The organism is Amorphoplanes friuliensis DSM 7358 (genome assembly GCF_000494755.1).
Lineage (GTDB): Bacteria > Actinomycetota > Actinomycetes > Mycobacteriales > Micromonosporaceae > Actinoplanes > Actinoplanes friuliensis.
This window is the reverse complement of sequence record NC_022657.1, coordinates 2,692,456-2,717,493: the sequence shown is the minus strand read 5'-3', so window position 1 is coordinate 2,717,493 and position 25,038 is coordinate 2,692,456. Positions and strand designations below refer to the sequence as shown.

The window sequence follows — 25,038 nt, the reverse complement described above, 5'->3', positions numbered from 1 at the left end:
GGGTTGTCTCCGGTCCCTCAGAGCGAGCGCAGCCCGGTGAGCAGTTGCTCAAGGACGTGCGGCATGGAGTCGGCGGGGCGGCGTACCTCGATGAGCCCGCCGTCGTGCAGGCCGCGCAGAAGCGTACGCACCTCGCCCAGCGGCAGATCGACCTCGGCCGCGATCTCGGACACCGACAGGGGAACGACGACCAGGCGCACGATCGCCGACTCGACCGGCGACAGCTCCGCGGACGCCGGGTGGGCGCCCCGGGAGATCAGCGCGTTGAGCTCGAAGTCGTCCGGGGCGCCGGTGGGGGCCCCGTTACCGGCCCGCGCGTAGAGGCGCACCAGCGGGCCGCTGTCCTCGTCGTACCAGGTCTCTTCCCAGGTCATGACCGTCCCACCCCTCCGGCGATCGCGGGCATCTCCCCGGTCGCATCGTCCGGTACGGCCTCCGCGGCCTCGGCGTCGACGAGCAGGGCCGCGGGAATGATCACCGAGGCTTCCAGGCCGCCGCCGGGCGCGTTGCGCAGCCGCACCTCGATGCCGAGGCGCTCGGCGAAGCGGCCGGTGGCGTACAGGCCCCACCACGTACCGCCGGGGCGAGGCGACGGGTCGCTCAGCACGGCGTACGCGGTGGCAAGGTCGTCGTCTGTCATGCCGGGACCGACGTCGGCGACGGTGACCTCGTAGCCGACGGGGGCGGGCTCGCCGGTGACGCGTACCCGGGTCTGTGCGGGTGCGAAGGTCGTCGCGTTCTCGATGAGCTCGGCGAGCAGGTGCATGGTGCCGGTCACGGCGGCGCCGGTCAGGTGCACGGGCGCGATCCGGGAGGTGGACACCCGCTCGAACTCGGGGACCTCGGAGGCTGCGGCCCGGACCACGTCGGCCAGTGGGACCGGGCGGTTCCAGCGGCGGCCGGGCAGGTCGCCGGCGAGCATGATGGCTTTCTCGAGGTTGCGGCGGATCCGGTTGGCGAAGTGGTCGGCGCGGAAGAGCTCGCCGAGGGTCTCGTCGTCGGACTCGTGCCGGGCCAGGCCGTCGAGCAGGCGCAGCAGCCGGTGCACCAGGCTCTGGTTGCGGCGTTCCAGGTCGCGCAGCAGGGCGTCCAGTCCCGGCCCGGCCTGCGGTGCGGCGACCTGTTCACCGGCTGCCGCCGGCACGGTGGCGGGCGCCGGCACACGGCGGGTGGAACGCCGGGGATACATCAGCACGGCGACCACGGCGATCAGGCCGACGGCACCGACCAGGCAGGCCCACGCTATCGCGGCGACGGCGGAGGGCGTCGTCTCGTCCCGCGCCTCGCGCGCTGCGTCCGTCCGCCCGTCCCAGAGCGCGGTGTTGGCCGTGTTGAACGCCGCCGACCAGCCGTCCGGCACCGGGCCGGGCTTGAGAATGAGAGCATCCTCCATCGACCGCAGCCGGTCGGCGGCCGGTGGGGTGACAGCCGCGGTGACGAGCAGCGTGCGGCGGGCTCCGGCAAGTTCGGCCAGGCGCAGGCGGTCGGCGTCGGTCACGCGCGCCACGCCCGCCGTAGCGGCGAGCAGGGCATCTTCCTCGGACAGAAGCTCCCGGGTACGGGTGAGCGCGCTGTCGCCGAGCGGAGAGCCGATGATCGCGGTGTACGCGTCCAGCGCGGTGCGTCGGGGCATCTGCCCGTCGTCGACCGCCGCGCGCAGGGCCGGCAGGCCGGTCATCCGGCGCACCAGGGCGTCGGCCGCACGTGTCTCGTCGGTGGCCCTGGTCCGGCTCGCCCATCCGTCGGCGGCGCCGCGCAGAGTCTCACCGGCCTGGTCGGTGCGGGATCGCTGGTCCGCGAAGCCGGCCGGGGGCGCACTCTGCCCCGGCCGGGCTGCGACCGACAGGCGGCGTTCGGCCTCCAGGGCCAGAACTGCCCGGCCGATCAGGGGTGTCATCCGGTCGGCCGCGGCCCGCTCGGACACGATCCGGACGGCGGTGGTGACGGCGGGCACGGTGGCCGCGGCCCACAGCACCACGAGCAGGGCCACGCCGAGGCGGGCCTTCACGGCCGGATCCCGGACGAGGCTGCAGGTGCCGGTTCGGTCGCGCCACCGATCATCGCGCGCAGCCGGGCCAGCAATTCCTGACGGTCGGCGCAGCCCAGCCGCTGACGGATTCGTGCCATGTGATGCTCCACGGTCTTGGCGGAGAGGTAGAGGCGCTCCGCCACCTGTTTGTAGGTCAGCCCTTCGAGGACCAGCGCGGCGACCTCGTGCTCCCGCTCGCTGAGCAGGTGCTGACCCCCGGCGGTGGCCCGGGAGCGGGTGGCGGTGCCGCCGGTCGCCGGGGCACTGCGGACCTCGGCGGGCGCCTGCAGGGTGCGCGCGCAGTCGAGCAGCACGGTCATCGCCTTGCGGTCCAGCGTGCGGATCGCGGCCTGCCCGGCGAGCCGGGTCGCGTCCCAGGTCAGCCCGAGCGCCCCGAGCCGTCGCGCGGCGTCGGTCACGGTGTCGGGGTCGATCCGGCCGGACAGCACGGCCAGCCAGGCGGCGGCCGCGGCGGCAGTGGCGGCGGCGTACGGGCTGAAGTCGCGGTGCCGGGCCAGCGCCGCCGCGTGCTGCTCCAGCGACGCGCGGTCGTCGGCCAGGATCGCCGCGTGCAGCCTGCTCCAGTGCAGCGGCGCACTCCACAGCGGCGGGTCGCCGAGCTCGGCGAGCAGGCGGTCGGCCTGTGCCAGGTGGTCCGCCACCCGGTGCTGCTCACCGAGCCGGGCCGCCGCCACGGTCAGTTCCGCCAGCGGCAGCAGGCCGAACAGGTCGACCGGCTGGCCGATCAGGGCCTGGCAGGCGTCGGGCCAGGTGGCGCGCAGGCCGACCAGGTCACTGTTGCGGCGGGCGAGCCCGGAGCGCAGCGCCGCGCCGAGCAGGACGTCGCGGCCGTACTGCAGCGCTCCGCTCTCCGCCGCGGGCGCGTGCTGCTCAGCCGCCAGCGACCGGCCGCGCAGCATCAGGATCCACGCCTGCAGCAGGCTGTGCCGGGGTGCGAGCAGCGCGCCACCGGTGCCGGAGCGCACCGCCCGCGCCAGCAGGGTGTCGGCGGTGTCCAGCTCGGCACCCTGCACCGCGATGATCGCGCCGAGCGCGGCGGGGCTGTCGGCCAGCAGGACGCCCGGGCCGGCCGGCTCGATCAGCGCCGCCGCCCGCACCAGCGCGGACAGGGCGGCGGTCGGCGACGCGGTCACCGAGTCGCGCACGCCGCGGGCCATCAGGGACGCGGTGGCGCTCAACGAGGTCGGCGGATCCGACGTGACGACGTCCGCCAGTCGGCGCCGCGCGTCCTCGAGACGACCGGTCGCGATCAGCCCGACCGCGCCGAAGCCGGGCGCGGCGCCGTGCCGGGACCAGTCGTAGAGGGCATCGGCCTGGTCGGGCTGGCCCCGGTGGGTCAGGACGACCGCGGCGACGTAGGCCGCCTCGGACCGCTGGTCCGGGGTGCCCGCGACGAGGGCCTGGTCGGCCAGCCGGGAGGCCTGGTCGAGATCCCCGGAGAGCGCGGTGGCCAGCGCGCGTCTCGCCGCGGTGGTCCGGCCGGCGCCGGCGGCTGCGGCGAACAGCTGCGCGGCCAGCGCCGGGTCGTCGCCGAGTGCCTCCTCGCCGGCCGCCTCGTAGACCGGTCCCAGGTCGTTCCCGGCGGCGCCCGGCACGAGACCGGCCGGTTCGTCGCCCATCAGCGGCCGTACCAGCGGCAGCACCGGCCCACCGCGGGCCAGCTGCGACGCGGCCAGGCGCTGGCGTACGTCGATGCGCTGGGCGATCGGCCCGAGTGCGGCGATGGCCTGCCGGGCCAGCGGGACCAGGGTGCCGTCGGCCGACAGCAGCCCGGTGGCCCGGCCGGCCTCGACCAGGTCGGCGACCCGTTCCGCGTCCTGGCCGAGCAGCGCGGCGATCAGGTCGTAGGACAGCCCGGCGCCGGCCTCCACGGCGAGCAGCAGGGTACGCAGCTCCGGCGCGAGCTCATCGATGTCGGTGGCGAAGGGCGCCAGCGCGGCGGCCGGGACGCGCAGCGGCGACAGCGGCTCAGTCGTCAGGGCCGGCTTGATGGCGGCCGCCACCCGTTCCACGAACCGCGGGATGCCCTGGGTCTGCGCCGTCACGAAGGCGACCAGCTCCTTCGACGGCAGGGACCGCAGGCTGTCGGCCAGACGTGCCCTGATCTGGTCCTCGGTGAGGGGGGTCAGGATCACCGGCGGGTGCGTGCGGCGCAGGATGTCGAGCAGGCGCAGCACGGCGGCCGGCCGCGGCCAGGGGCGGTGCGCGACGACCAGGCGGAGGTCCGGGATCTCGGCGTACCGGCACAGCTCGTCCAGCCGGTCCTCGTCGAGCAGGTGCGCGTCGTCGACGAGCAGCAGGTCGGGCTCATTGGCGGGTCGCCAGGGCGCCGCCACGGTCAACCCGGCGCCACGGGCGGCCCGGTCCAGCTCGCGCAGCAGCGCCGTCTTGCCGTAACCGCCGGGGGCGCCGACGCTAGCGCGCAGCGGGGCCCGCGGGTCGGCCTCGATCTGGCCGATCAGGTCCAGTCCCGGCGGGCTGAGCAGGCGCGGTCCGGTCAGAACGGGCGCGCTCACCGGGACTCCGTCCGGACCGGTGCGACGCGTACGGGCGGGCGCGGCGGGCGTTCGGGGACGACGCGCCTGCCGTCGGCGACCTCGGGCCACGACGGGGTGGCGCCGACGAGCGCTGACGCGCCGTGCGCGTTTCCAGGCGGCGGCACCGAGGACGGCGGGACCGGCACGACACGGGGCTGAGGGCGCGCGGCGAGGGCGGCACCCCCGGCTACGGTCATCTCCGGGTCGTGGTCGACCAGCACCGGGACCGAGAAGGCCGCACTGAGCAGGTCGGTCACGATCGGATGTACGGATCCGGAGTCGCCGGCGATCAGTACCGCCGCAACTTCCCCGGAAACACCCGCGCAGGCGCGCACGGTGTGCACCGCGAGATCCACCGTGGATCGCAGCACCTCGCGGGCATGACCGGGGTCGGTGCCGTCCAGCTCGTACCCGCTGATCTCGTCGATCTCGGCGCTGCCGAGCAGCTCGACCCGGCCGGGGCCGTGCGGGACGACCACCGAGATCTCGACGCTCGCCGCGCCGAGCCGGTAGACGACCAGCATCCCGCCGGACGCCGACACCCGGCCGGCCGCCTGGAAGCTCTCCACCACCGCGCGGGCCCGGGTCACCAGCGCGGTGCCGGCCAGGTCGGCCTCGGCCAGCGCGGCGTGCACCAGCCGCAGCCGGCCCGCGCCCCAGCCGGTGGGGCAGGCCAGCGCGACGCGCTCCGGCGTCTCCCCCAGCAGTTGCCAGACCTGGTCGACGACCCAGCGGGTCATCGCGGCGACCAGCCCGTGCGCCGGGTAGTGGGTGCCGCCGAACTGCATCGGCAGGCTGTCGCCCACCCGCGCCAGGTAGCCACCCACCGCAATGGCCATGTCACGTTCGGTCTCAGCGGGGAAGGCGGCGCCGTCCGATGTCGTCGCGAGCGCCGACGGCACCGTCCGGGTGCGAACGCCGAGAGACACCGGCTCCCACAGCGGACCGCGCGCATCGCGGCCGCCACCGGGCCTGGTCACGGCGGCTCTGGTGCAGCCGGAACCGATGTCGATCCCCAACAGGTAGGGCACGTGGTGTCTCCTCGGCAACGCCAGAAATTGGGACAACCCTTCGTACCAGAGAACCCGGTCGATACCGTCCCCATGATTCCGGCCCCCCGATCCCCTAATCCCCTAATCGGCCGGGGGTGGACGATTACCGATGCCCGGGCCTTGCCGCGGACCGTACGGTTTGCCGGACGCCGACGATGGCGTCAGCACAGCGTCACCCCACAAGCGGAGGAAGACCACATGGATTCGTCGCCGACGTTGCAGGATTTTGTCCTCAACCTCATCTACGACTCGGCCGCCCGGTCGGCTTTCGAGCTGGATCCGGAGACGACCCTGCAGCACGCGGGCCTCAGTGACGTGACCGCGGCCGACGTGCAGCAGGTCATCCCGCTGGTGGTCGACTACGCGCCGGTCGCCGGCATCACCGATGTCGCGGGCCTGGACGACCTCTCCACCGGCGTGGCCAACCTGGACGTCGCCGGCGCGGTCGCCCAGCTCCAGACGATCACCGCCACCGCGGCCCTCAGCCCGGTCCAGGGTGCGGCCGGCGCCGACGTGAACGTCAGCCTGGCCGGCGTGCACACCACCGCCCTGGTCGGCGAGGACCTGCTCACCGGCGGCTCGGTGCTCACCGGCGCCAGCCTGAGCGTCGGCGGCGTCACCACGGTCGGCGGCGTGGCCGACCTGTCGGTGGACAACGACCCGGCTCTCGACCTCGACGCCGGCGTGGCCGTCGAGAACACCGTGGACACGGTGGTCCCGGGCGCCGGTCAGCTGATCCCGGACACCGACCTGCGTCCGATCGAGACGCTGGACCACGTTACGAACGTTCCGTCATCGGTTGATCTGTCGAACGTGACGGACCTTGACGTCGCGGGCCTTCACGGGGCAACCTCTTCGGTCGTATCGGTAGTCAGTCCGGACCTCGGCGACGACGTGGTGCACGGCGTGCACGGCACCGTCACCGGAACGCTCGACTCTGTGGACGGCGTCACCGGCGGCGTGCTGCCGAGCATCGGCCACCCGGCCGACAACGACCTCGGGCACGACCTGCTGGGTGGCCTCACCGACCTGCACCACTGACCCGGAAAGGGCGGAACGAGCGAGGATGACGAGCTGGGAAGCCGGACCCACGGCCTATGCGGGTCCGACCTCCCTCGTCCCGCTGAGCCGGGCAGTGCCCGACCCGCTGCGGGCGGCCGCGCCTCTGTCGTGGCTGGACGTCATGGACGCCACCATCCGCACCTGCTCCGCGCACGGTCGCGCGGAGATCGCGAACTGGCTGACCCGCCGCCGTACCCGCATGCTGGAACCTCAGCTGCGGGTGCTGGTGGCGGGCGCCGCCCGACAGGGCAAGAGCCAGCTTATCAACGCGATGATCAATGCGACCGTGTGCGGCGTGCCGGATCATGGCGGGACAACCGTCCCCGTGGTCATCCGGCACGCCGAGATTCCCGAGGCCCAGCTGATCAGGCGGGACTCGCCGGGCGCCGACTGGACCGGCGACGCGGGGCTGCGGGACCGGATCCCGCTCGCCGTGGACGCCCTCGACAAGGCGATCACGCTGGCCGCCGCGACCCTGCCGGCGACCGCGCCACTGCACGCCGACATCGGTGTTCCGCGTACCCTGCTCGCCCGCGGGCTGGTGCTCATCGACACGCCGCCGCTGACCGGGCTGCCCGGCTCCGAGGCCGACGCCGTCGGCGAGGCGCGCGAGCTGACCACCGGCGCCGGCGCCGACCTGGTGCTCTTCACCTGCGAGACCGGCCGCGACCTGAGTAACGCCGAGCTGGCGGTCCTGGCCGACCTGTCGCGCCTCTACCCCGCGCTGATGGTCGTGCTGACCAAAGCCGACTACTCCCCCGACTGGCGGGAGCACCTAGCGCGCAGCCGCGAGCAGCTGACCCACGCCGGGGTGCCGGCCACCGTCGCCGCGGTCTCCTCCTCGCTGCGGCTGCACGCCGTCAAGGCCGGTGACCAGGGCCTGAACACCGAGTCCGGCTTCCCCGATCTGATCCTGCACCTGCAGCGGATGCTCGCCGCCAAGCCGGACCAGCTGGCGCCGGCCATGGCGGCCGTGCTCAGCCGGACCGTGCTGGAACGCCTGGCCAAGCCGCTGCGCGCGGAGCTGACCGCCGGGCAGACCGGCGACGCGACCGAGGCGGTCACCCGGCTGCACGCCACCCAGCGCCGGCTGGACGACCTGCGGCGCTGCGCCCAGCGCTGGCAGAACAGGCTCTCCGACGAGGTCGGCGATCTGATGTCGGACATCGAGCACGACCTGCGCGAGCGGACCCGCGCGGTGCTCACCGAGGTGGACGAGTTCTTCACCACGGCGGACCCGGCGAAGGAGTGGGACGAGTTCGAGCCGTGGCTGCGAGACGCCGTCGAGGAGCTGACCCGGGCCAGTGTGACCTGGCTGGCCGAGCGCGCGCAGTGGATGGCGCGCAAGGTGGCCGACGAGTTCCCGGCCGACGCGGGCGATGTCCTGCCCGCGCAGATGCTCGCCGTCCCGGACGATTTCGGCGGCAACGCGGGCGGCCTGGACGCGCCGCCCGTGGCCTCGTTCAGCCCCGGCCAGAAACTCTTCATCGGGCTCAAAGGCTCGTACGGCGGGGTCATCATGTTCGGTCTGGCCACCAGCCTCGCCGGGATGTCGCTGATCAACCCGATCTCGATCGGCGGCGGTGCGCTGTTCGGCGGCAAGAGCGTCCGCGACGAGGGCAAGGCGCTGCTCAAGCGCCGCCAGGCGGAGGCCAGGACCATCGTCCAGCGCCACGTCGACGAGATCTTCGTACGCCTCACGAAGGACGCCCGCGACACCGTGCGCCGCATCCAGCGCTCCCTGCGGGACCACTTCACCGCCGTGACCGAGGACCTGCAGGAAGCGGTGATGGAGTCCTTGCGCAGCGCCAAGGCGGCAGCCGACCGCGAGGTCGCCGTCCGTGAGCAGCGGACCCGCGGCATCCAGCAGGAGCTGGCTCAGCTGTCCGTGCTCAACCAGCAGGCCCAGGCGCTGCGGGGTGGTCCGAGCCCGGCCGCGCTGGCCGGCAGCGCCGCGTCGTGATCGACGACGAGGATCTGGAACAGCGCGTCCAGCGGTTGCTGAGCCAGGCGACGCACGCCTACCGCGGCAACCGCGCGGCGGCGGGCGTGCTGCAGGAGGCCGCGACCCGGTTGGTCGAGCCGCTGCGGGTGGTGGTCGCCGGCACTCCCAACAGCGGCAAGTCGACCCTGGTCAACGCGCTGATCGGCGAGGACGTGGCACCGGCCGCGCCGACCGACGGGCCGTCGGCGTTCACCTCCTACCAGGACGGGCCGGCCCCGCGGGCCTGGTGGTTCGCCGAGGATCAGCGCCCGCACGAGGTCGCCATGGTCCGCACCACGCCGGGGCTGCGGCTGAGCACCGGCGCCGCCCAGCGGTCGGCCTCGGGTGCCACCCGCCGGGCCGTGATCGAGTGGCCCAGCCGGACCCTGCGGCGAACCAGGTTCGTCGACACGGGACGGCTGGAGGCACGCGACGTCTACCGCGAGGCGGACGCCGTCCTCTACCTGACCACCCACCTGGACGACTCCGACCTGAGCTTCCTCTGGGCGGGACGTGGCCTGCGCGGCCCGTCGGTCTTCCCGATCCACACGATCGTCGTGCTGTCGCGGGCCGACGCCACGTCCGGCGGCCGCGCCGACGCGATGCTGACAGCCCGGCAGCTCGCCCGCCGGCGGCGCCGCGAACCTCGTGTCGGCACGCTCTGCCAGGACGTGATCGCGGTGTCCCCGCTGGTCGGCCACGCCGCCCGGACGCTGCGCGAGGAGGAGTTCCGGGTACTGGCCGAGCTGGCCGCGTGGCCGCGCGCGAGCCTGGAGCCGCATCTGCTGTCGGTGGACCGGTTCACGGCGCCGGGCGCGCTGCCGGGGGTGACCGCCGAGCAGCGCGACCAGCTCGTGCGGCGGCTCGGCCTGGGCGGCCTGCGGCTGGCGATCACGCTCACCCGGACCGGCTGTACCACCCGGGCGGCGCTGGCCGAGAAACTCCAGGAGTACAGCGGGCTCAAGGATCTGCAATCGGCGGTCGCGGAGCTCTTCACCACCCGCCGGGCGGCGCTGAAGGCGAGGTCGGCGCTGACCGTGCTCGATCAGCTGCTGCGTACCGAGCCCGCGCCCGGGCTAGGTGAGCAGCTCGCGGAGATCGAGCTGCTCTGCGCCGACCTGCACCCGTTCCGCGAGCTGCGGCTGCTCTCTGCGCTCCGGTGCGGTCGGGTGGATCTGGCGCCGGAGACGGCCGCGGACGCCCGGCGCCTGCTGGGCGGCACCGGCACGAGCGTGGGCGAACGCCTGGGCATGCCGGACGAGGCGTCCACCGACGACATCTACGCGGCGGCGTACGCGGCGGCCGAACGCTGGCGCCAGGAGTCCCACCGCCCGGACACGTCCGCCGCCCAGCGCCGCGCCGCCGCGGTCGTCCTGCGCAGCTGCGACACGATCACCGAATGGCTGGCCGGCACCCAGGTGCTGTAGGCCGCATCCGCAGGGTCCGGCCACGAGGGGCAACTGGCAAAACTGTCCGAGTCGCGGGATGGCTTTGCTCGTCAAGCTCTGGGCCAAGGCGCTGATGGAGTCCTGCGTCGTGGGATTTCGCGACCGGGCGGCCTCAGCGTAACGGTGTTGGTATGGGCAGGAACTCGCGGAGATCAGCGGCGAGACTGGTCATCTGTTCACCGGCTTCCAGCCAGGTTGTGATCGATGCCTGCCAGCTGTCGGATCGGGTCAGCCAGCGGCGAAGATTCCAGGTGAGCGCGACGTGACCACCAGTGTGGAAGCTGGCGTTGACCGACAGGTGGTTGGTCTGCCAGGTCCGTTCTTCGGACCATCCCCGGTATTCGGCCGCCAGCTGAGCGATGAAGTCGGGCAGCGATACGTCGTCCCAGACCCACACCTCAACTGCTTGGAGCTGAGCTTGCAAGCCGTCGGCTCGCGCGTCGACGGCGAAGCCGATGCCATACTCGTCGGGGAAGTAGCGGCTGTGCAACCGGACGACCGCATCGTGATCTTCTTGGCAGCGGATCAGCACGCTGAGGTCGTCGGCGGTGTGGTCATGATGTGGCACGTCGTGACAGTAAAGGATCAACCAGCTTCAAGCAGCTGGTCAACTCCTCGCAGGCTCGAGGTACGACCGACGTTTTGTTCATCAGTTCGGGCCCCGACCGGGTGGATCGATGTTCGCAAGCTTCGACCCCACCAGCGGTGATGGGAGCACCGGCAGGTCTGGACGGAACTCGCTGATGTAGGACGCGTTACGTAGCCTCGTGGCGCAAATGGCCAGATGCCTTTCCTCGGCATGGCGCCGTCACCGGGCTGCGTGGGCGGAAGACCTAAGTCCGCGCTCGGCGGCGGCCGGCCCACAGCGCCCCGGCGCCGGTGAGCAGCAGCAGGACGCCGGCTCCCGTCAGCGGCAGCGAGGCCGGGCCGGTGATCGGCAGACCGCCGCCACCGCCCGGGCTCGCCGAGTCCGGCGCGGTCGTCTGGGTCCGCGAGGGGGTCGGCGACGGAGACTGCGGGGGCTTCTTCGAGAACTGCACCTGGAACGACGTGCCGTCGTTCGTGTCATCGATCTTGCTCGGCACGTCTTCGACGCTCAAGCCCACATGATTGCGGGTGCCCCAGGTGTCGGCGTTCGCGCGCGACTGCATGCTGTGCTGAAGCCGCACCTCCTCGCCCGGCTTCACCTCACGGTAGACATCACAGATGAAGCTGCCCGGGTCGGAGAAGCAGTCCGCCTCGGGGTTGGTGACCCGGCCCCCGCCGTACCAGAGCCCCTCGTAGGACTCGAACAACGTGAAGCGCTGGATCGTCGCGGGCCCGTTGTTGCGGACGATCGCGGTGAACTCCACCGGTTGACCGGCGGTGACCGAGCCCTTCGGCGGCTCGACGCGCACCGTGAGGTCAGCTCCCGCCACCGCGGTGCTCGTCGCGTCCAAGGTCTTGCCGTCGGCACCCACGCGCACGGTCAGCCGGGTGCCCGGGGCCACGTCGGCGTCGATGCCGACGGTCGCCGTCCAAGCCGCGGTGTCCGAACCGATCAAGGCCCGGTCGATGCGGCACGTCACGATCTGCCCGGACGGCGTGCAGGGCCCGTCGTTGTAGTTGCCGTTCGAGCCGTGGTGCGCGTACGGCTCGGGTGACACGTAGGTCATCCCGCCCGGCAGCGTCAGCGTCAGGACGAGCCCGTCAGCCTCCTCGTCGGAGGTGATGCCGCGGGCCTGGAACAACAGCTCCGCCGTGTGGCCGATCGGCGCCTGATCGGGGGCAATCAGGTACAGCGTGCGATCCTCCGGCGCTCGCGCAGCGCCCATCGCGGCCACCCCGCTGACCAGAAGGGCCATGACCACGCCGTACCGACTTATCCCCATGGCCGCGGAGTATGGCACGACGCCTCCGGTGATCGGAACGCCACCGACGCGATCGGCGCCCGGTCAGCGCCCACGCGGCGGGCAGCAGCCCGGCCGCGGCATGCCAGGAGACCCACAGACCGACCACGGTGGCCGCCGAGCCGATCAGGAAACGCTGTGGACGGTCGAGTGGTCGAGGCGACGGATCAGTGGAACGCTTTCGAGGCCGACCGGCACGGTGGTCGTCGCGGGCCCGTTTCCCCGGGCACTACGGCCCTTACTTGACAGTGGCGGTCATCTGTTCGATTTTCTCGAGCACCAGGGCGGGCTTGTCCTGGGGAACGTCGTGAGAGCTTCCCTTGGCGATGACCAGTGTGCGGTCGGGCCCGGCCTTGGTGAACGCCGCTGCCGCGTCGCGCCAGGCCTGAGCGTCCTGCGGAGATCCGTCGAAGGGGGTCTTGTCCGATACGACATAGATGACGGGGACGCTGTCGGGCCAGGAAACCTTGTGGAACGCCTGGTGCGTGGGACCGAAGTTGTCGGCCGTGGCGATGAGCTGGCGGTTCGCCTTCGTCGAGGGCGCCTTCTTGAGCTCCTCGATCTGCGGCGCGGTCAGCGTGACGAGGCGTTGGATCTGGGTGTCGGTGAAGAATTGCGGCACGTTGGCATCGATGAGCACCGCCCCGGAGACAACGCCGGGATTCGCGAGGACGAAGTAGTGGGCCACCTCTCCTGCCTGCGAGTGGCCCGCGAGGACCACATTCCGGGTGACGCCGAGTTCACGCAGACCGGCCTGCAGGTCGAAGGCGGCGGCCTGGGGGTCCCAGGGGCCCTTCACCTCCTCGCTGGCGCCCAGACCGGCCCGGTCGTAGGTGATGATCTGCGATCCGGTGGCCTGCGACAGTTGAGGCACCAGGGCATCCCAGTACGAGGAGTCCTCGCCGCCGCCGGCGTCCAGCACGATGGTGGGAGTACTTCCGGGCGTGACGTGGAAGGCAAGCCGGTGCCCGTTGTTGGCGATCATGTGCAAGCCCGCTGCGGAGGCCGCACTTGCCGGGCCGGCCGCGCTTGTCGAGGCCGAGGGCCCCGCGGCTACCGAACTGGCCGTGGTCGCGGCCTTCGGCTCCGCCGAGTCATCACACCCTGCGACTGCCGTTATCAGGGCGACGGGAAGGACAAGGGCGACCCGACGGAACCGGGAGGTCTTCTGCGTGGTCATGAAAATGAGCTTCCACGGTTTCTGGATCTTGCTCGATCCTGCTGTCCCCCCAGTCGGAACTGGAGTTACCCCTACCCTCGCCAGGGGCAAGGTGGCCGTGAACTGGCTCCTCGCCGCCGACCTACTGGCGGTCCGTCTGGCCGGTTCGCGGGCCGGTGCGATTCAGCGACGCGACGCCGTGGCGGTAGGCCCAGATGACGGTCTGGACGCGGTCGCGGGCCCCGATCTTGGCCATGGCCCGGCCGAGGTGGCTCTTCACCGTGCTGACCTCGACGAACAGTTCGGCCGCGATCTCGGCGTTGGACAGACCTTCGGCCAATAACCGTACGATCTCAGCCTCGCGGGAGGTCAGCAACTGGTCCACGGCCGCGCCGGGCGCCGGGACCGGCACGGCCGGGCGCCGGCGCGAGAACTCGGCGATCACCCGCCGGATCACCGTCTGGTCGACCATGCCGTCACCCGCGGCCAGCCGGCGAATCGCTTCGATCAGATCGTCCATGTCGGCGTCCTTGAGCAGGAAACCGCTCGCGCCGGCTTCGAGCGCTCCGAAGAGGTACTCGTCGAGCTCGAAGGTGGTCAGAACCAGGACAGCGGGCGGCGGATCGATCTCGTCGACGATGGCGCGGGTCGCGTCGAGGCCGTTACCGCCGGGCATGCGGACGTCCATACAGACGACGTCGGGGCGCAGCCGACGCGCCAGCGTCACCGCATCCGGGCCGTTGGACGCCTCGCCGACGATCTGGATGTCCTCGGCCAGCTCGATCAACGAGCGGAATCCCGCACGCAGCAACGGCTGATCGTCGACCAGCAGCACCGTGATCATCAGAGCCGGCCGGCCGTACGGGGAATGGTGAGCTTGACCGACCAGCCGCCGTCCGGAGTCGGACCCGCGGCCAGGGAGGCCCCGATGAGACCGGCGCGCTCGCGCATGCCGATGAGTCCGAAACCGCGATGGCGACGATCGACCCGCACCCCCCGCACCCCCCGCGCAGAAGCCGGGCCGTTGTGAACCTCGAGCACACTGCCTTCCGCACGGTGGTCGATCTTGATGGTCACCGCGGCGCCGGGCGCGTGATCGCGGGCGTTGGACAGCGCCTCCTGAGCCACGCGGTACAGGGTCAGATCCGCCGCCTCCGAGAATTCAACGGGCCGGCCGGACACGATCAGCTTGGGCCGCATCTGCGTGGCCGCGTGGCCGGCGACAAGATTTTCGATCATCACCAGTCCGGGTACGGGCGCGCCGCCGTCGGGCAGTCCCGGTTCGGCCGGTCCGGCCTCCCGAAGAGCCCCGACGACCAACCGCAGATTCTGCAAAGCGCTCTTTCCCTCCGTACGGATGGCGACGGCGCTCCGGCGGACCGCCTCCGGATCCCGATCGAGCATGCGTTCCACGACGGTCGCTTGCACGATGAGGGTCGTCAATTGGTGGGCGGCCACATCATGCAGCTCCCGGGCCATCCGGGTGCGCTCGGCGGCGAGAGCGGCGTCGGTCCGCACGCGCAGGTTCTCCGCGGCCTCGGTTGCCCGCAATTCCACCATCTCGGTGTACCGGCGGCGGATCGTGGTGTTGCGGCCCAGCGCAGCCGCCCCGCCATAGAGGATCGCCGAAAGAACGATCTGCACCAGTATTCGCGAAATCATCGGGGGCGACGCAGTCAGGGTCGAATCAAGGGCAGCCGGGATCGCGCTCAACACCACGAAGCTGACCGTCTCGGTGAAAGCCGCGAGCCCGGCGATCATGAGCGAGCGGCGTTTCGACATCAACGCGCCGCAGGTATAGACGGCGATGGCCAGGGCTGCTCCGCGGATGCCCTCCCCGGGGTCCGCCGCCACGGCCAGGCCGATCTGCAGGGCCAGCACCGCGCCGAGGCACCACACCGGTCGGACCCGGCGCAGGGACAACACCGCCGCCTGCGCCACCAGCAGACCCGCCACCGTGGCGGAGATGCCCGGCAGGAAAAGCGGTCCGGCCGTGATCGCGGCGACGAGTATCGCGAGCGCGCTGTCCCGCCGGACCGTTGTCGTCAGTCCCAGCGCGTCCAGCCGGCTGTCCCAGTCGCGTCGTTGCCGATCGGCTGACCCGCCGGGTTCATCCATTGACGCTCACCATGCTCGCTCCCGACGTGTGGCCGGCACCGATGTTACCCACCGGACCCGGCCCACGGCCGTACTCGGAGGTGTCCGGCAGTGAGGTTCCTACCTGCGACGGAGCCGCCTCCGTCGGAGGTCGCAAGGCCGATTTCGCGCCCGCGCCAGATGTGCCGGCGAGGTCGGGAACGGCACCGTACTGGTGAGATTCAGCCGACTTTTTCGAGGGGATGACCACGGTGGAACCGACCCCGAACCATCCGCGTCCGCGCGTCCTGATCGCGCTGGCCGTCCTGACCATGGCGGCGCTGTTCGGTGTCGTGCCGTTCGCCAGATTCGAAGCGGACACCACGCCGGCCACGACGGATCGCACCGGCTGGTACGACATCGCCCGCGAGTCGATCAGGATCGCCATGGACGGCGGGTGGATCGCGCAGGGTGAACTGAGCTATCCGCGAGGCGCCGCGCGCAGGCTGCCGACAGAGATCCTGCTGCACGGCAGCGGCCTATCGGGGCAGAACACCGAAGCCGCCCAGCAGCTGCGCCCGATCCTGCTCGACGGCAACCAGGGTGGAAGCCGCCTGCTGACGGGTTCGACGGAGAAACTGTACTGACGGAACTGGTGAGCCGGCGCCGCTCTGGCCCGACCTGTGTGGTCCGGGCCCGCCGGCCGGCGGGCCCGGACCGGGTGTTCAGCGCTGGTCGGCGGCTTCCATCTGGTCGCGGAGGGTCTTCGGGCGCATGTCGGTCCACACCTCGTCCACGTACGCCGAGCACTCGTCCCGGGTGCCTTCCTTGCCCACCCGGGCCCACCCCGCCGGCACGTCGATGCCCACCGGCCAGAGCGAGTACTGCTCCTCGTCGTTGCGGAGCACCTCGTAGCGGTCGTTCTCGTCCATCGTCATCTCCTTCTCATCGGGGTGGATCAGGGTCAGCCGGACACCGGGACCGGTGTCCGGGGGAACTCGCGCAGCACCCTGCTCGCCGTGGCGGAGACCGCCACGGCCGTGATGCCCGCCGTGCAGAGCAGGACCGCCGTGGTGGCCGGCACCGCCGCCGCCAGCACGCCGCCGAGCACCGGACCGGCGGCGCCCGCCACGCCGGTCAGCAGGGCCAGCACGCCGCTGAGGCGGCCGCGTAGCTCGTCCGGCGTGCTGAGCAGCTGCTGCGTCACGATGGTGGTGTTGGCAGTCGGGGCCAGCAGGGCCATGCCGGCGAAGACCGCACCGGTCAGGTAGCCGCCGTGCACCACCACGGTCAGCGGCGTGAGCACGGCCAGGATCCAGAAGACCGCGGTGATCGACACGTACGGGCTCAGCAGGCGCTGCAGGTACGGGGCGGCCAGCGCGCCGACCACACCGCCCGCGCCGAGCATCGCAGCCATCACGCCGATCTCTCCGGCCGGGGTTCCGCGCCGCTGCGCCAGCACGATCACGACCAGGTAGAACGCGCTGAAGAACAGGTTGAGCACGGCGGCGTAGATGGTGGTGACCCGGATGGTCCGGTGCTGCCAGGCCCAGCGCAGTCCGGCGAGGATCTCCGGGCCGAGGTGGCGGAGCGGGGCGGGACGGCGTTCGCGGGGTGGCACCCGTACGAAGGCCAGCGTGATCAGAGCCAGCAGATGCGCGACGGCGTCCACCACGAACGGCAGCATTCGGGCGGCGGCGAACAGGAACCCGCCGGCGGCGGTACCGGCCAGTTGCCCCAGGGAGGTCCGGGCTCCGTTGGCCGCCACCGCGGTGGCCAGTTGATCCGCCGGCACGAGCGCGGCCAGGGTGGCGTCCTCGGCCGGTTCGAACAGCGCCGTGCACACGCCCAGGACGGCGGCCACCGCCACCATGTGCGGAACCGTGGCGGCGCCGGTCGCCAGCGCCGCCACGAGGCTGCCGACCGCCAGAACCTGGGCCGCCTCGCAGGACAGCAGGATCCGTTTGCGGTTCCAGCGGTCCGCGAGGGCGCCGGCCGGCAGCCCGGCGACCAGCTGGGCGGCGGCGATGGTGCCGAGCACCAGCCCGGACGCGGCGGTGGAGCCGGTCACCGCCAGCACCAGCAGCGGGAACGCGATGGTGGTCGCGTTGTGGCCGAACTCGGCGGCGGCCTGGCTGAACCACAGCAGCCGGTAGTCGCGGTTGCGGCTCAGGGGCGCGACGGTCATGCCCGCCCCTGCCGGCAGTCCACGGCGATCGCCCGCAACGCGGCGGCGAAGGCTTCGGCGACCGCGGACACCTGGTCGTGGTCGTGGCGGCCGGGCTGGAAGTACCAGGAGAACTCGAGCTCGCCGCCGTGCACCGAGCCGACGACCTCCAGCGCCTGCGACTGCCGGTCGCGCGGGTCGTGGTCCTGTCCGGGCGCGGGGTGCGCGGCCACGTACAGGGTGTCCTGCGCCTCCTGGGGACGGGCGTCCCACTGACCGAGGTAGTTGAAGACCACCTCGGGTCCGGGCGACCCGGACAGCCGCTCCCGGGTCCGGTCGTCGCCGAGGTACCGCAGGGCGCCGTGGCCGAGGCCGTTGCCGGGAACCGCTCGCAGCTGCCTGCGGATCGATTTGATCAGCGTCCGCCAGTGCGGTTCCGGGCCGGCCGGGACGTCGAGCGCCACCGGGTAGACGGTGGTGAACCAGCCGACGGTGCGGGACAGGTCGACGCCGTCGAGGATGTCCTCGCGGCCGTGCCCCTCCAGCTGGACCAGCACCCGCCCGGAGCCGGTCCGGCCGGACAGCGCCCAGGCCAGACCGGCCAGCAGCACATCGTTGATCCGGGTCCGGTACGCACCGGGCGCGGAGCGCAGGAGGGTCTCGGTGTCGTCCGCGTCGAGCGTCACCGAGACGGTTCCCATCGGCACGGGCGGGTCATCGGACGGGGTCGGCGGGGACAGCGGCGCGGCGGTGGCAGGACCGGCGGCGGCCCAGTACTCCACCTCCCCGTCGAGCGCGCCCGAGGTGACGTGCCCGGCCAGCCGGGCGGCCCAGTCCCGGACCGAGGTGGTGCGGGCGCCCAGGTCCGCCGGGTCGCCGCCGCGCAGCTGGCGGTAGGCGGTGTCCAGATCGTCGAGCAGGATCCGCCAGGACACGCCGTCCACGACCAGGTGGTGCGCGACCAGCAGCAGGTACGGCCGCTGCCCGGTCCCCCGGTCGAACAGCACCGCCTGGAACAGCCCGCCGCGATGCAGGTCGAAGGACGCGTGCACGTCGTCGGCGACCTTCTCCAGCGCCGCCTGCTGCTGGGCGTCGCCGGTGTCGGGCAGCCGGTGGTGGCGCAGCACCGCGACCGGCCGGACCGGCATGATCTCCTGCCGCCACCCGTCCGGCGTGCGGGTGAACACCGACCGCAGGGCGTCGTGCTGCGCGACCAGAGTGGTCAGCGCCTCGTTCAGCGCCACGTCGTCGACCTCGGCCGGCAGCTCCAGCATCACCGCCTGGTTGAAGTGGTGGGGGTTGGCGGTGTGGGTGTCGAAGAACCACTGCTGGATCGGCGTGAGCTGTACTTCGCCCACCACCGGCGCGTGAGCCGCGTCGTCGGCGGCGACGACCGTGACGACCCCGGCCAGCGACGCGATGTCCTGGTGCCGGAAGAGGTCCTTGGTCGTCAGGTGCAGGCCCGCCTGCCGGGTCCGGGACACCACCTGGATGCTGAGGATGGAGTCCCCGCCCGCGTCGAAGAAGTTGTCGTGCACGCCGACCCGGTCCAGGCCGAGCACGTCGGCCCAGATCCCGGCCAGGGTCTGCTCGACCGGGGTGCGGGGGCTGACGTGTCCGGCGCCCGGTGCGGCCCCGGCGGCGGGGTCCGGGGCGGGCAGCGCGGCCCGGTCCACCTTGCCGTTGGCGGTGACCGGCAGCGCCGTCAGCGGCACGAACACCGCCGGGACGAGGTAGTCCGGCAGAGTCCGCCCGAGGAACTCCCGCAACTGCGTGGTGGCCGGCGCGGCTGTGCCGCTCGGTGGTACGACGTACGCGACCAGCCGCTTGATCCCGGGCTGGTCCTCCCGGGCGGTCACCACGGCCTGGGCCACCTCGGGGTGGGCGGTCAGCGCGGCCTGCACCTCTCCCAGTTCGATCCGGAATCCGCGGATCTTGACCTGGTCGTCGGCCCGGCCGAGGAACTCCAGCTCGCCGGCGGCGGTCCAGCGGGCCACGTCTCCGGTGCGGTACATCCGGGTGCCCGACGCACCGTACGGGTCGGCGATGAAGCGTTGCGCGGTCAGGCCGGTGCGGCGCAGGTAGCCGCGGGCCAGGCCGACACCGGCGACGTACAGCTCACCGGCGACGCCGAGCGGCACGGGTTGCAGGTGGCGGTCCAGCACGTACACCCGGGTGTTGAGGATCGGCCGGCCGATGGCCGGCACGCCGCCCGGCGACAGGGGGCCGGTCCAGCTGGTGACCACCGTGGACTCGGTCGGGCCGTACGCGTTGATCATGCGACGACCGGGCGCCCAGCGGGCCACCAGGGCCGCGTCGCAGGCGTCACCGCCGACGATCAGCGTGGCGAGGTCGGGCAGCTCGATCTCCGGCACGGTGGCCAGGGCGGCCGGCGGGATCAGCGTGTGCGTCACCCGTTCCCCGGCCAGGACCGCGCCCAGGTGTTCGCCGACCAGGGGTCCCGGTGGCGGCACCACCAGGGTCGCGCCCGCCGGCAGGGCCATGCAGAGCTCCAGCACCGAGGCGTCGAAGCTGGGCGAGGCGAACTGCAGCACCCGGTCGCCGGGCGCGACCGCGAAGTGGGCGATCTCGGCGGCGGAGAAGCCGGCCACGCCGGCGTGGGTGACCGTGACGCCCTTGGGCCGGCCGGTGGACCCGGAGGTGTAGATGACGTACGCCGGGTGCTCCGGGCGCAGGGGCGCCCGGCGGTCGGTGTCGGTCACCCGGGGTGTGCCGGTGGCCAGGGCCGCGGTCACCGCGGGGTCGTCCAGGAGGACGAGCTCGGTGCCGGCGGGTACGCCGCCGGCCAGGCCGGTGCGGGTCACGGTGAGCACCGGGCGGGCGTCCTCGAGCATGAACGCGATCCGCCCGGCGGGATACCCGGGGTCGACGGGCAGGTAGGCCGCCCCGGCCCGGCCGGCGGCGAGCTGGGCGACCACGATGTCGGCCGAGCGCGGCAGCAGCAACGCGACGATGGACTCCGGGCCCGCGCCGCGCCCGATGAGCAACCGGGCCAGCCGGTCCACCTGTTCGTCGAGCTCGGCGTAGGTCAGCTCGCCGCCGGGGTGGCGGACGGCCGGGGCGTCCGGGGTGCGGGCGGCCTGCGCGGCGAACAGTTCGTCCAGGGTGGCCGGCGGGACTGTCCGGCCGGTGTCGTTGAGGCCGGTCAGCAGGTGACGCCGCTCGTCGTCGCCGAGCAGCGGCAGCCGTGAGACGGGCTGGTCCGGGTCGGCCACGACCGCCTCGAACAGCGAGGTCAGGTGGGTCGCCAGCCGGCCGATGGTGGCGGCGTCGAACAGGTCGGTGTTGTAGGTCAGGGACACGCCCAGCCCGTCGGCGGAGTCCTCGAACTCCATCGTCAGGTCGTAGCCGGCCGTGGTCAGCTCCAGCTCGACCGGTTCGGCGCGCAGGCCGGGCAGCTCCGGCGCCGCGCCGGGCAGGTTCTGCAGCACCACCATGACCTGGAACAGCGGGGTGCGGCTGGGGTCGCGGGCCGGGCGCAGCTCGTCGACCAGCCGCTCGAACGGCACGTCCTGGTGGGCCAGGGCGCCCAGGACGGTGTGCCGGACGTCGTCGAGCAGCTCGGCAAAGGTGCGACGGCCGTCCACCGCGGTGCGCAGTACCAGGGTGTTGACGAAGAACCCGACGAGGTCGGCCAGTTCGGCCCGGTCGCGGCCCGAAGTGACGGTGCCGACGGCGATGTCGTCCTGACCGGACCAGCGGCTGAGCAGCACCTGGCACGCGGCCACCAGCGTGGTGAACAGGGTGCCCCCATGCGTGCGCCCCAGGGCGGTGAGGCGGGCCGCCAGCGCGGGCGGTATCCGGAGCTCGTGGACCGCGCCGTGCGTGCTGTGCACGGGCGGACGCGGCCGGTCGGTCGGCAGTTCCAGGGTGTCCACGCCGGCCAGGGTCTCCCGCCAGAAGGCGAGCTGGTCGTCCAGCAGCGGCCCGGTGAGCCGGTCACGCTGCCAGGCGGCGAAGTCGGCGTACTGCACCGGCAGCGTGGGCAGGTGGGCCGGCGCTCCGGTGACATGCGCGGTGTAGAGCTCGGCCAGCTCGGCGATCAGCACACCGGTCGACCAGCCGTCGGTGATGATGTGGTGCTGCACCAGCAGCAGCACGTGGTCCTCGGCGGCCAGGCGCAGCAGCGTCGGGCGCAGCAGCGGGCCGGCGGCCAGGTCGAACGGGCGGCCGACGAGCTCGGCCAGGACCGCGTCCAGCGTTTCCGGCGTGACCGGCTGCTGTTCGGCCGGCGCCGGGAGCGGCGGATGGATCACCTGTTCGGCGACGCCGTCCGCGCCGGTCCGGAAGGTGGTGCGCAGTGACTCGTGGCGGGCCGTCAGGGCGGTGAGCGCGGCGTCGAGCGCGCCGGTGTCCAGCGGTCCGGTCAGGCGGAGCGCCACCGGGGTGACGTACTCCGCGCTGTCCGGCTCGAACTGGTGCAGGAACCACAGCCGTTGCTGGGCGAAGGACAGCGGCAGCGCGCGGTCGCGGGGCCGGACGGGGATGCCGTCGGTGCCGGGTGCGCCGGTCAGCGCGACGGCCAGCCCGGCGACGGTGGGGTGATCGAAGACCGCGCGGGGCGACAGCTGCGTGCCGAACGCCTCGCGCAGCCGGGAGGTCAGGCCGATGCTCAGGATCGAGTCGCCGCCGAGGGCGAAGAAGTCGTCGGCGGCGCCGACCCGGTCCACCTTCAGCAGCTCGGCCCAGATCGCGGCGACGATGCGTTCGGTCTCAGTGCGCGGGGCGAGGAAACCGGGGCCGGTCCGGGTGTCCGGGCCGGGTGCCGGTAGCGCCCGGCGGTCGAGTTTGCCGCTGGTGGTCAGCGGCAGCCGGTCGAGGGTGACGAACGCCGCGGGCACCATGTGCTCCGGGAGTCCGCGCCGCAGCCAGGCGCGCAGCGCGGCGGTGTCCGGGATGTCGTCGTCGGCGGGCACCAGGTAACCGACCAGCCGGGCTCCGCCGGGGCCGTCGTCGCGGGCCACGACGGCCACCTCGCGCAGGGCCGGGTGGGCGGCCAGTGCGGCTTCGATCTCCCCGGGTTCGACGCGCTGACCGTTGATCTTGATCTGGTGGTCGGTGCGGCCCAGATATTCCAGCCGGCCGTCGGCCGTCCACCGGGCGAGGTCGCCGGTGCGGTACATCCGCTCGCCGGGCCGGCCGTACGGGTCGGCCGGGAAGCGTTGCGCGGTCAGGCCGGGGCGGTGCAGGTAGCCGCGGGCCAGCTGGACGCCGGCCAGGTACAGCTCGCCGGGGACGCCCGGTGGCACCGGGCGCAGCCGCCGGTCCAGCACGTAGGTGCGGGTGTTCCACACCGGCCGGCCGATCGGCACCGTCGCCGCGGTCCAGCCGGGCGGGCAGGCGTACGCGGTCACGTCGACGGAGGCCTCGGTGGGCCCGTAGAGGTTGTGCAGTCCGGCGTCGAGCACCCGTTGGAAGTCGGCGACCAGGTCCCCGGGCAGCGCCTCGCCGCTGCAGATGACCCGGCGCAGGCTGGTGCAGCCGGTCGCCGCGGGCTCGGCCACGAACGCGCGCAGCATCGACGGTACGAAGTGGACCGTGGTGACGGCCTGCTCCTGGATGACCGCGGCCAGGTAGCCGGGGTCACGGTGGCCGTCCGGGCGGGCCACCACCAGGGTGGCGCCGACGGTCAGCGGCCAGAAGAACTCCCACACCGACACGTCGAACCCGGCCGGGGTCTTCTGCAGCACCACGTCGCCGGCGCCGAGGGCGTACTCGTGCTGCATCCAGAGCAGCCGGTTGACGATGCCCTCGTGCGGCACCGTCACGCCCTTGGGCCGCCCGGTCGAGCCGGAGGTGTAGATGACGTACGCGGGGTTGCCGGGCACCGGTTCGGGCAGCGGTCCGGCCGCCGGTGCGGGCAGCTCGGTCGTCGTGTCGAGCGTCAGCACCGGCCGGGCGTCGGCCAGCATGAACGCGACCCGGTCGGCGGGCAGGCCTGGCTCGATCGGCAGGTACGCCGCGCCCGCGTGCAGCACGGCGACCAGGGCGACGATCAGCTCCGTCGAGCGCGGCAGCGCCACCGCGACGCAGGTCTCCGGCCCGGCGCCGGCGGCGACCAGCCGGGCGGCCAGGTCCCGGGCGCGTGCGTCCAGCTCGGCGTAGGTGAGCCGCTCGCCTTCGAAGACCACGGCCGGGGCGTCGGGGGTACGGGCGGTCTGGTCGCGCAGGAGCCGGGTCAGGGTGGCCGGCTCCAGCGGACGGCTGGTGGTGTTGAAGCCGGTCAGTACCTGGCTGACCGTGTCGCCGGGCAGCCAGGGCAGCCGGTCGAGGGTGCGGTGCGGATCGTCGGCGACAGCGCGCAGCAGGATGCACAGCCGGTCGGTGAGCGCGGCCGCGGTGACGGCGTCGAACAGCCCGGGGTCGTAGGCCAGTTCGAAGCGCAGCTGGTCGTCGAGGTAGGCGGTCAGGCTCAGGGCGAAGGTGGTGGTGTCGATGCCGTCGACCGCGCCGATCTGCAGGCCGCCGTCGTGGGCCGGGTCGGCGTCGATCGGGTAGTTCTCGAAGGCCACCATGCTGTCGAACAGCCCGTGGCCGCCCGGGGGCAGGTCGCTGCAGCCGCGGAGGTCGACCAGCGACGCGTGGCCGTACCGGCGGGCCTCGCTCTGCTGCAGTTGCAGCTCCCGCAGCCAGCCGACCAGATCGGCCCGGTCGTCGATGCGGGTCCGGGTGGGCAGGGTGTTGATGAACATGCCGATCATCGACTCGACACCGGGCAGGTCGGCCGGGCGGCCGGAGACGGTCGTGCCGAACAGCACGTCGCGTTCACCGCTGTGGTGGGCCAGCAGCAAGGCCCAGGCGCCCTGCACGACGGTGTTGACGGTCAGTCCGGCGGTGCGGGCGGTGGCGTGCAGCAGCGCCGATTCCGCGGCCGTCAGTTCCACCCGGACGGCGGCGGTCGATTCGGTGCGGTGCGTGCCCGTCGGCGGCCGGTCGTAGGGCAGCGGCGTCGGCGCCTCGACGCCGGCCAGCACTTCGCGCCAGTAGCGCCGCGTGTCGGCCGGGTCCTGCTCCTGCAGCCAGGCCAGGTAGTCGCGGAACGGCCGGCGCGGGGTGAGCCGCGGTTCCCGGCCGGTGGTCAGGCCGGCGTACTGCTCGCTGACCTCGGCGAAGACGGCAGCGGTGCTCCAGCCGTCCAGGATGAGGTGGTGCGAGCTCCAGCGCAGCAGCACCTCGTCGCCGGGGAGCCGGATGATCGCCAGGCGCAGCAGCGGTGCCGTGGTCACCGCCATCGTGATGGCGCGGTCCGCCTCGGCGAGCCGGTCCAGCTCGGCCGGCAGGTCGTCGGCGGGCCACGAGCGCCGGTCGAGCAGGGTGACCGGCACCGTGACGTGGCGCCGGACCACCTGCACCGGCCGGGTGAGTCCTTCCCAGGCGACGGCGCTGCGCAGTGCGGGGGTGCGGTCGGCGACCCGCTGCCACGCCTCGGCGAGGGCGGCCGGGTCGGTGACGCCGGAGATCCGCACCTGGACCTGATCCAGGTAGGCGCCGCTGTCGCCGTCGACCAGGCTGTGGAACAGCATGCCGGCCTGCAGCGGGGTGAGCGGGTAGATGTCCTCGACGTCGCGGCCGTCGCCGGCCAGCCGGTCCACC

The 25,038-nt window shown here is 72.9% G+C and carries 16 protein-coding genes; 4 read left to right on the top strand and 12 right to left on the bottom strand.

The window, feature by feature from the left end:
* Positions 1 to 17: 17 nt before the first annotated feature.
* The 4 genes from AFR_RS12585 to AFR_RS12570 are packed head-to-tail and all read right to left on the bottom strand — an operon-like array spanning position 18 to position 5,618.
* Entirely contained in the window at positions 18 to 374 is a 357-nt protein-coding gene (locus tag AFR_RS12585; protein ID WP_023360843.1) for a DUF742 domain-containing protein, read from the bottom strand.
* Positions 371 to 2,008 (bottom strand): sensor histidine kinase, encoded by a 1,638-nt coding sequence (locus tag AFR_RS12580; protein WP_023360842.1) that lies wholly within the window; start codon positions 2,006 to 2,008, stop codon positions 371 to 373. Before AFR_RS12580 ends, AFR_RS12585 begins: the two co-directional genes overlap by 4 nt.
* Positions 2,005 to 4,566, bottom strand: coding sequence for a LuxR C-terminal-related transcriptional regulator (locus AFR_RS12575; RefSeq protein WP_023360841.1), 2,562 nt, complete (start codon positions 4,564 to 4,566; stop codon positions 2,005 to 2,007). Before AFR_RS12575 ends, AFR_RS12580 begins: the two co-directional genes overlap by 4 nt.
* On the bottom strand, positions 4,563 to 5,618 hold the full coding sequence (locus AFR_RS12570) for an Hsp70 family protein (protein WP_023360840.1): 1,056 nt from the start codon (positions 5,616 to 5,618) through the stop codon (positions 4,563 to 4,565). The genes AFR_RS12575 and AFR_RS12570 overlap by 4 nt, the downstream gene beginning before the upstream one ends.
* Positions 5,619 to 5,837: 219 nt before the next feature.
* Between AFR_RS12570 and AFR_RS12565 the strand changes: the two genes are divergently transcribed.
* The 3 genes from AFR_RS12565 to AFR_RS47285 are packed head-to-tail and all read left to right on the top strand — an operon-like array spanning position 5,838 to position 10,112.
* Complete coding sequence (locus AFR_RS12565; RefSeq protein WP_023360839.1) at positions 5,838 to 6,680, top strand: IniB N-terminal domain-containing protein; 843 nt, start codon at positions 5,838 to 5,840, stop codon at positions 6,678 to 6,680.
* Between the two features lie 25 nt (positions 6,681 to 6,705).
* Entirely contained in the window at positions 6,706 to 8,664 is a 1,959-nt protein-coding gene (locus AFR_RS12560; RefSeq protein ID WP_023360838.1) for a GTPase, read from the top strand.
* Positions 8,661 to 10,112 carry a GTPase gene (locus AFR_RS47285; protein ID WP_023360837.1) on the top strand — a complete coding sequence of 484 codons (1,452 nt, stop codon included), beginning with the start codon at positions 8,661 to 8,663 and terminating at the stop codon, positions 10,110 to 10,112. Before AFR_RS12560 ends, AFR_RS47285 begins: the two co-directional genes overlap by 4 nt.
* A gap of 133 nt (positions 10,113 to 10,245) precedes the next feature.
* On the opposite strand, the gene AFR_RS12550 is transcribed toward AFR_RS47285, so the two are convergent.
* From AFR_RS12550 to AFR_RS12530, 5 genes are all read right to left on the bottom strand, one after another.
* On the bottom strand, positions 10,246 to 10,665 hold the full coding sequence (locus tag AFR_RS12550) for a DUF6228 family protein (RefSeq protein ID WP_052359701.1): 420 nt from the start codon (positions 10,663 to 10,665) through the stop codon (positions 10,246 to 10,248).
* Between the two features lie 301 nt (positions 10,666 to 10,966).
* The gene (locus tag AFR_RS47780; protein WP_238547272.1) at positions 10,967 to 12,004 is read right to left on the bottom strand and encodes a COG1361 family protein; all 1,038 of its coding nucleotides are present in this window, start codon (positions 12,002 to 12,004) and stop codon (positions 10,967 to 10,969) included.
* 256 nt (positions 12,005 to 12,260) lie between these two features.
* Positions 12,261 to 13,202: an alpha/beta fold hydrolase gene (locus AFR_RS12540; protein WP_041840819.1), complete on the bottom strand. Its 942-nt coding sequence runs from the start codon at positions 13,200 to 13,202 to the stop codon at positions 12,261 to 12,263.
* Between the two features lie 121 nt (positions 13,203 to 13,323).
* Positions 13,324 to 14,025 carry a response regulator gene (locus AFR_RS12535; protein WP_023360833.1) on the bottom strand — a complete coding sequence of 234 codons (702 nt, stop codon included), beginning with the start codon at positions 14,023 to 14,025 and terminating at the stop codon, positions 13,324 to 13,326.
* Positions 14,025 to 15,299 (bottom strand): sensor histidine kinase, encoded by a 1,275-nt coding sequence (locus tag AFR_RS12530; protein WP_023360832.1) that lies wholly within the window; start codon positions 15,297 to 15,299, stop codon positions 14,025 to 14,027. Before AFR_RS12530 ends, AFR_RS12535 begins: the two co-directional genes overlap by 1 nt.
* A 221-nt stretch (positions 15,300 to 15,520) precedes the next feature.
* Here AFR_RS12530 and AFR_RS12525 point away from each other — a divergent pair, with 221 nt between their 5' ends.
* Positions 15,521 to 15,904, top strand: a complete 384-nt coding sequence (locus AFR_RS12525) for a hypothetical protein (protein ID WP_023360831.1) — start codon at positions 15,521 to 15,523, stop codon at positions 15,902 to 15,904.
* A 78-nt stretch (positions 15,905 to 15,982) separates the two neighbouring features.
* On the opposite strand, the gene AFR_RS12520 is transcribed toward AFR_RS12525, so the two are convergent.
* Genes AFR_RS12520 through AFR_RS48800 form a run of 3 tightly spaced genes read right to left on the bottom strand, consistent with a single transcriptional unit; the run spans position 15,983 to position 24,968 of the window.
* Positions 15,983 to 16,195 carry an MbtH family protein gene (locus AFR_RS12520; RefSeq protein ID WP_023360830.1) on the bottom strand — a complete coding sequence of 71 codons (213 nt, stop codon included), beginning with the start codon at positions 16,193 to 16,195 and terminating at the stop codon, positions 15,983 to 15,985.
* Between the two features lie 26 nt (positions 16,196 to 16,221).
* Positions 16,222 to 17,445, bottom strand: coding sequence for an MFS transporter (locus tag AFR_RS12515; protein ID WP_023360829.1), 1,224 nt, complete (start codon positions 17,443 to 17,445; stop codon positions 16,222 to 16,224).
* Positions 17,442 to 24,968, bottom strand: coding sequence for a non-ribosomal peptide synthetase (locus AFR_RS48800; RefSeq protein WP_438829939.1), 7,527 nt, complete (start codon positions 24,966 to 24,968; stop codon positions 17,442 to 17,444). The genes AFR_RS12515 and AFR_RS48800 overlap by 4 nt, the downstream gene beginning before the upstream one ends.
* Between the last annotated feature and the right edge of the window lie 70 nt (positions 24,969 to 25,038).

Bases quoted from the DNA above. Each gene is read 5' to 3' on its own strand.
- AFR_RS12585 (WP_023360843.1), bottom strand. From the start codon at position 374: ATGACCTGGGAAGAGACCTGGTACGACGAGGACAGCGGCCCGCTGGTG.
- AFR_RS12565 (WP_023360839.1), top strand. From the start codon at position 5,838: ATGGATTCGTCGCCGACGTTGCAGGATTTTGTCCTCAACCTCATCTAC.
- AFR_RS12560 (WP_023360838.1), top strand. From the start codon at position 6,706: ATGACGAGCTGGGAAGCCGGACCCACGGCCTATGCGGGTCCGACCTCC.
- AFR_RS47780 (WP_238547272.1), bottom strand. From the start codon at position 12,004: ATGGGGATAAGTCGGTACGGCGTGGTCATGGCCCTTCTGGTCAGCGGG.
- AFR_RS12540 (WP_041840819.1), bottom strand. From the start codon at position 13,202: ATGACCACGCAGAAGACCTCCCGGTTCCGTCGGGTCGCCCTTGTCCTT.
- AFR_RS12535 (WP_023360833.1), bottom strand. From the start codon at position 14,025: ATGATCACGGTGCTGCTGGTCGACGATCAGCCGTTGCTGCGTGCGGGA.
- AFR_RS12530 (WP_023360832.1), bottom strand. From the start codon at position 15,299: ATGGATGAACCCGGCGGGTCAGCCGATCGGCAACGACGCGACTGGGAC.
- AFR_RS12525 (WP_023360831.1), top strand. From the start codon at position 15,521: ATGACCACGGTGGAACCGACCCCGAACCATCCGCGTCCGCGCGTCCTG.
- AFR_RS12520 (WP_023360830.1), bottom strand. From the start codon at position 16,195: ATGACGATGGACGAGAACGACCGCTACGAGGTGCTCCGCAACGACGAG.
- AFR_RS12515 (WP_023360829.1), bottom strand. From the start codon at position 17,445: ATGACCGTCGCGCCCCTGAGCCGCAACCGCGACTACCGGCTGCTGTGG.
- AFR_RS48800 (WP_438829939.1), bottom strand. From the start codon at position 24,968: ATGCTGTTCCACAGCCTGGTCGACGGCGACAGCGGCGCCTACCTGGAT.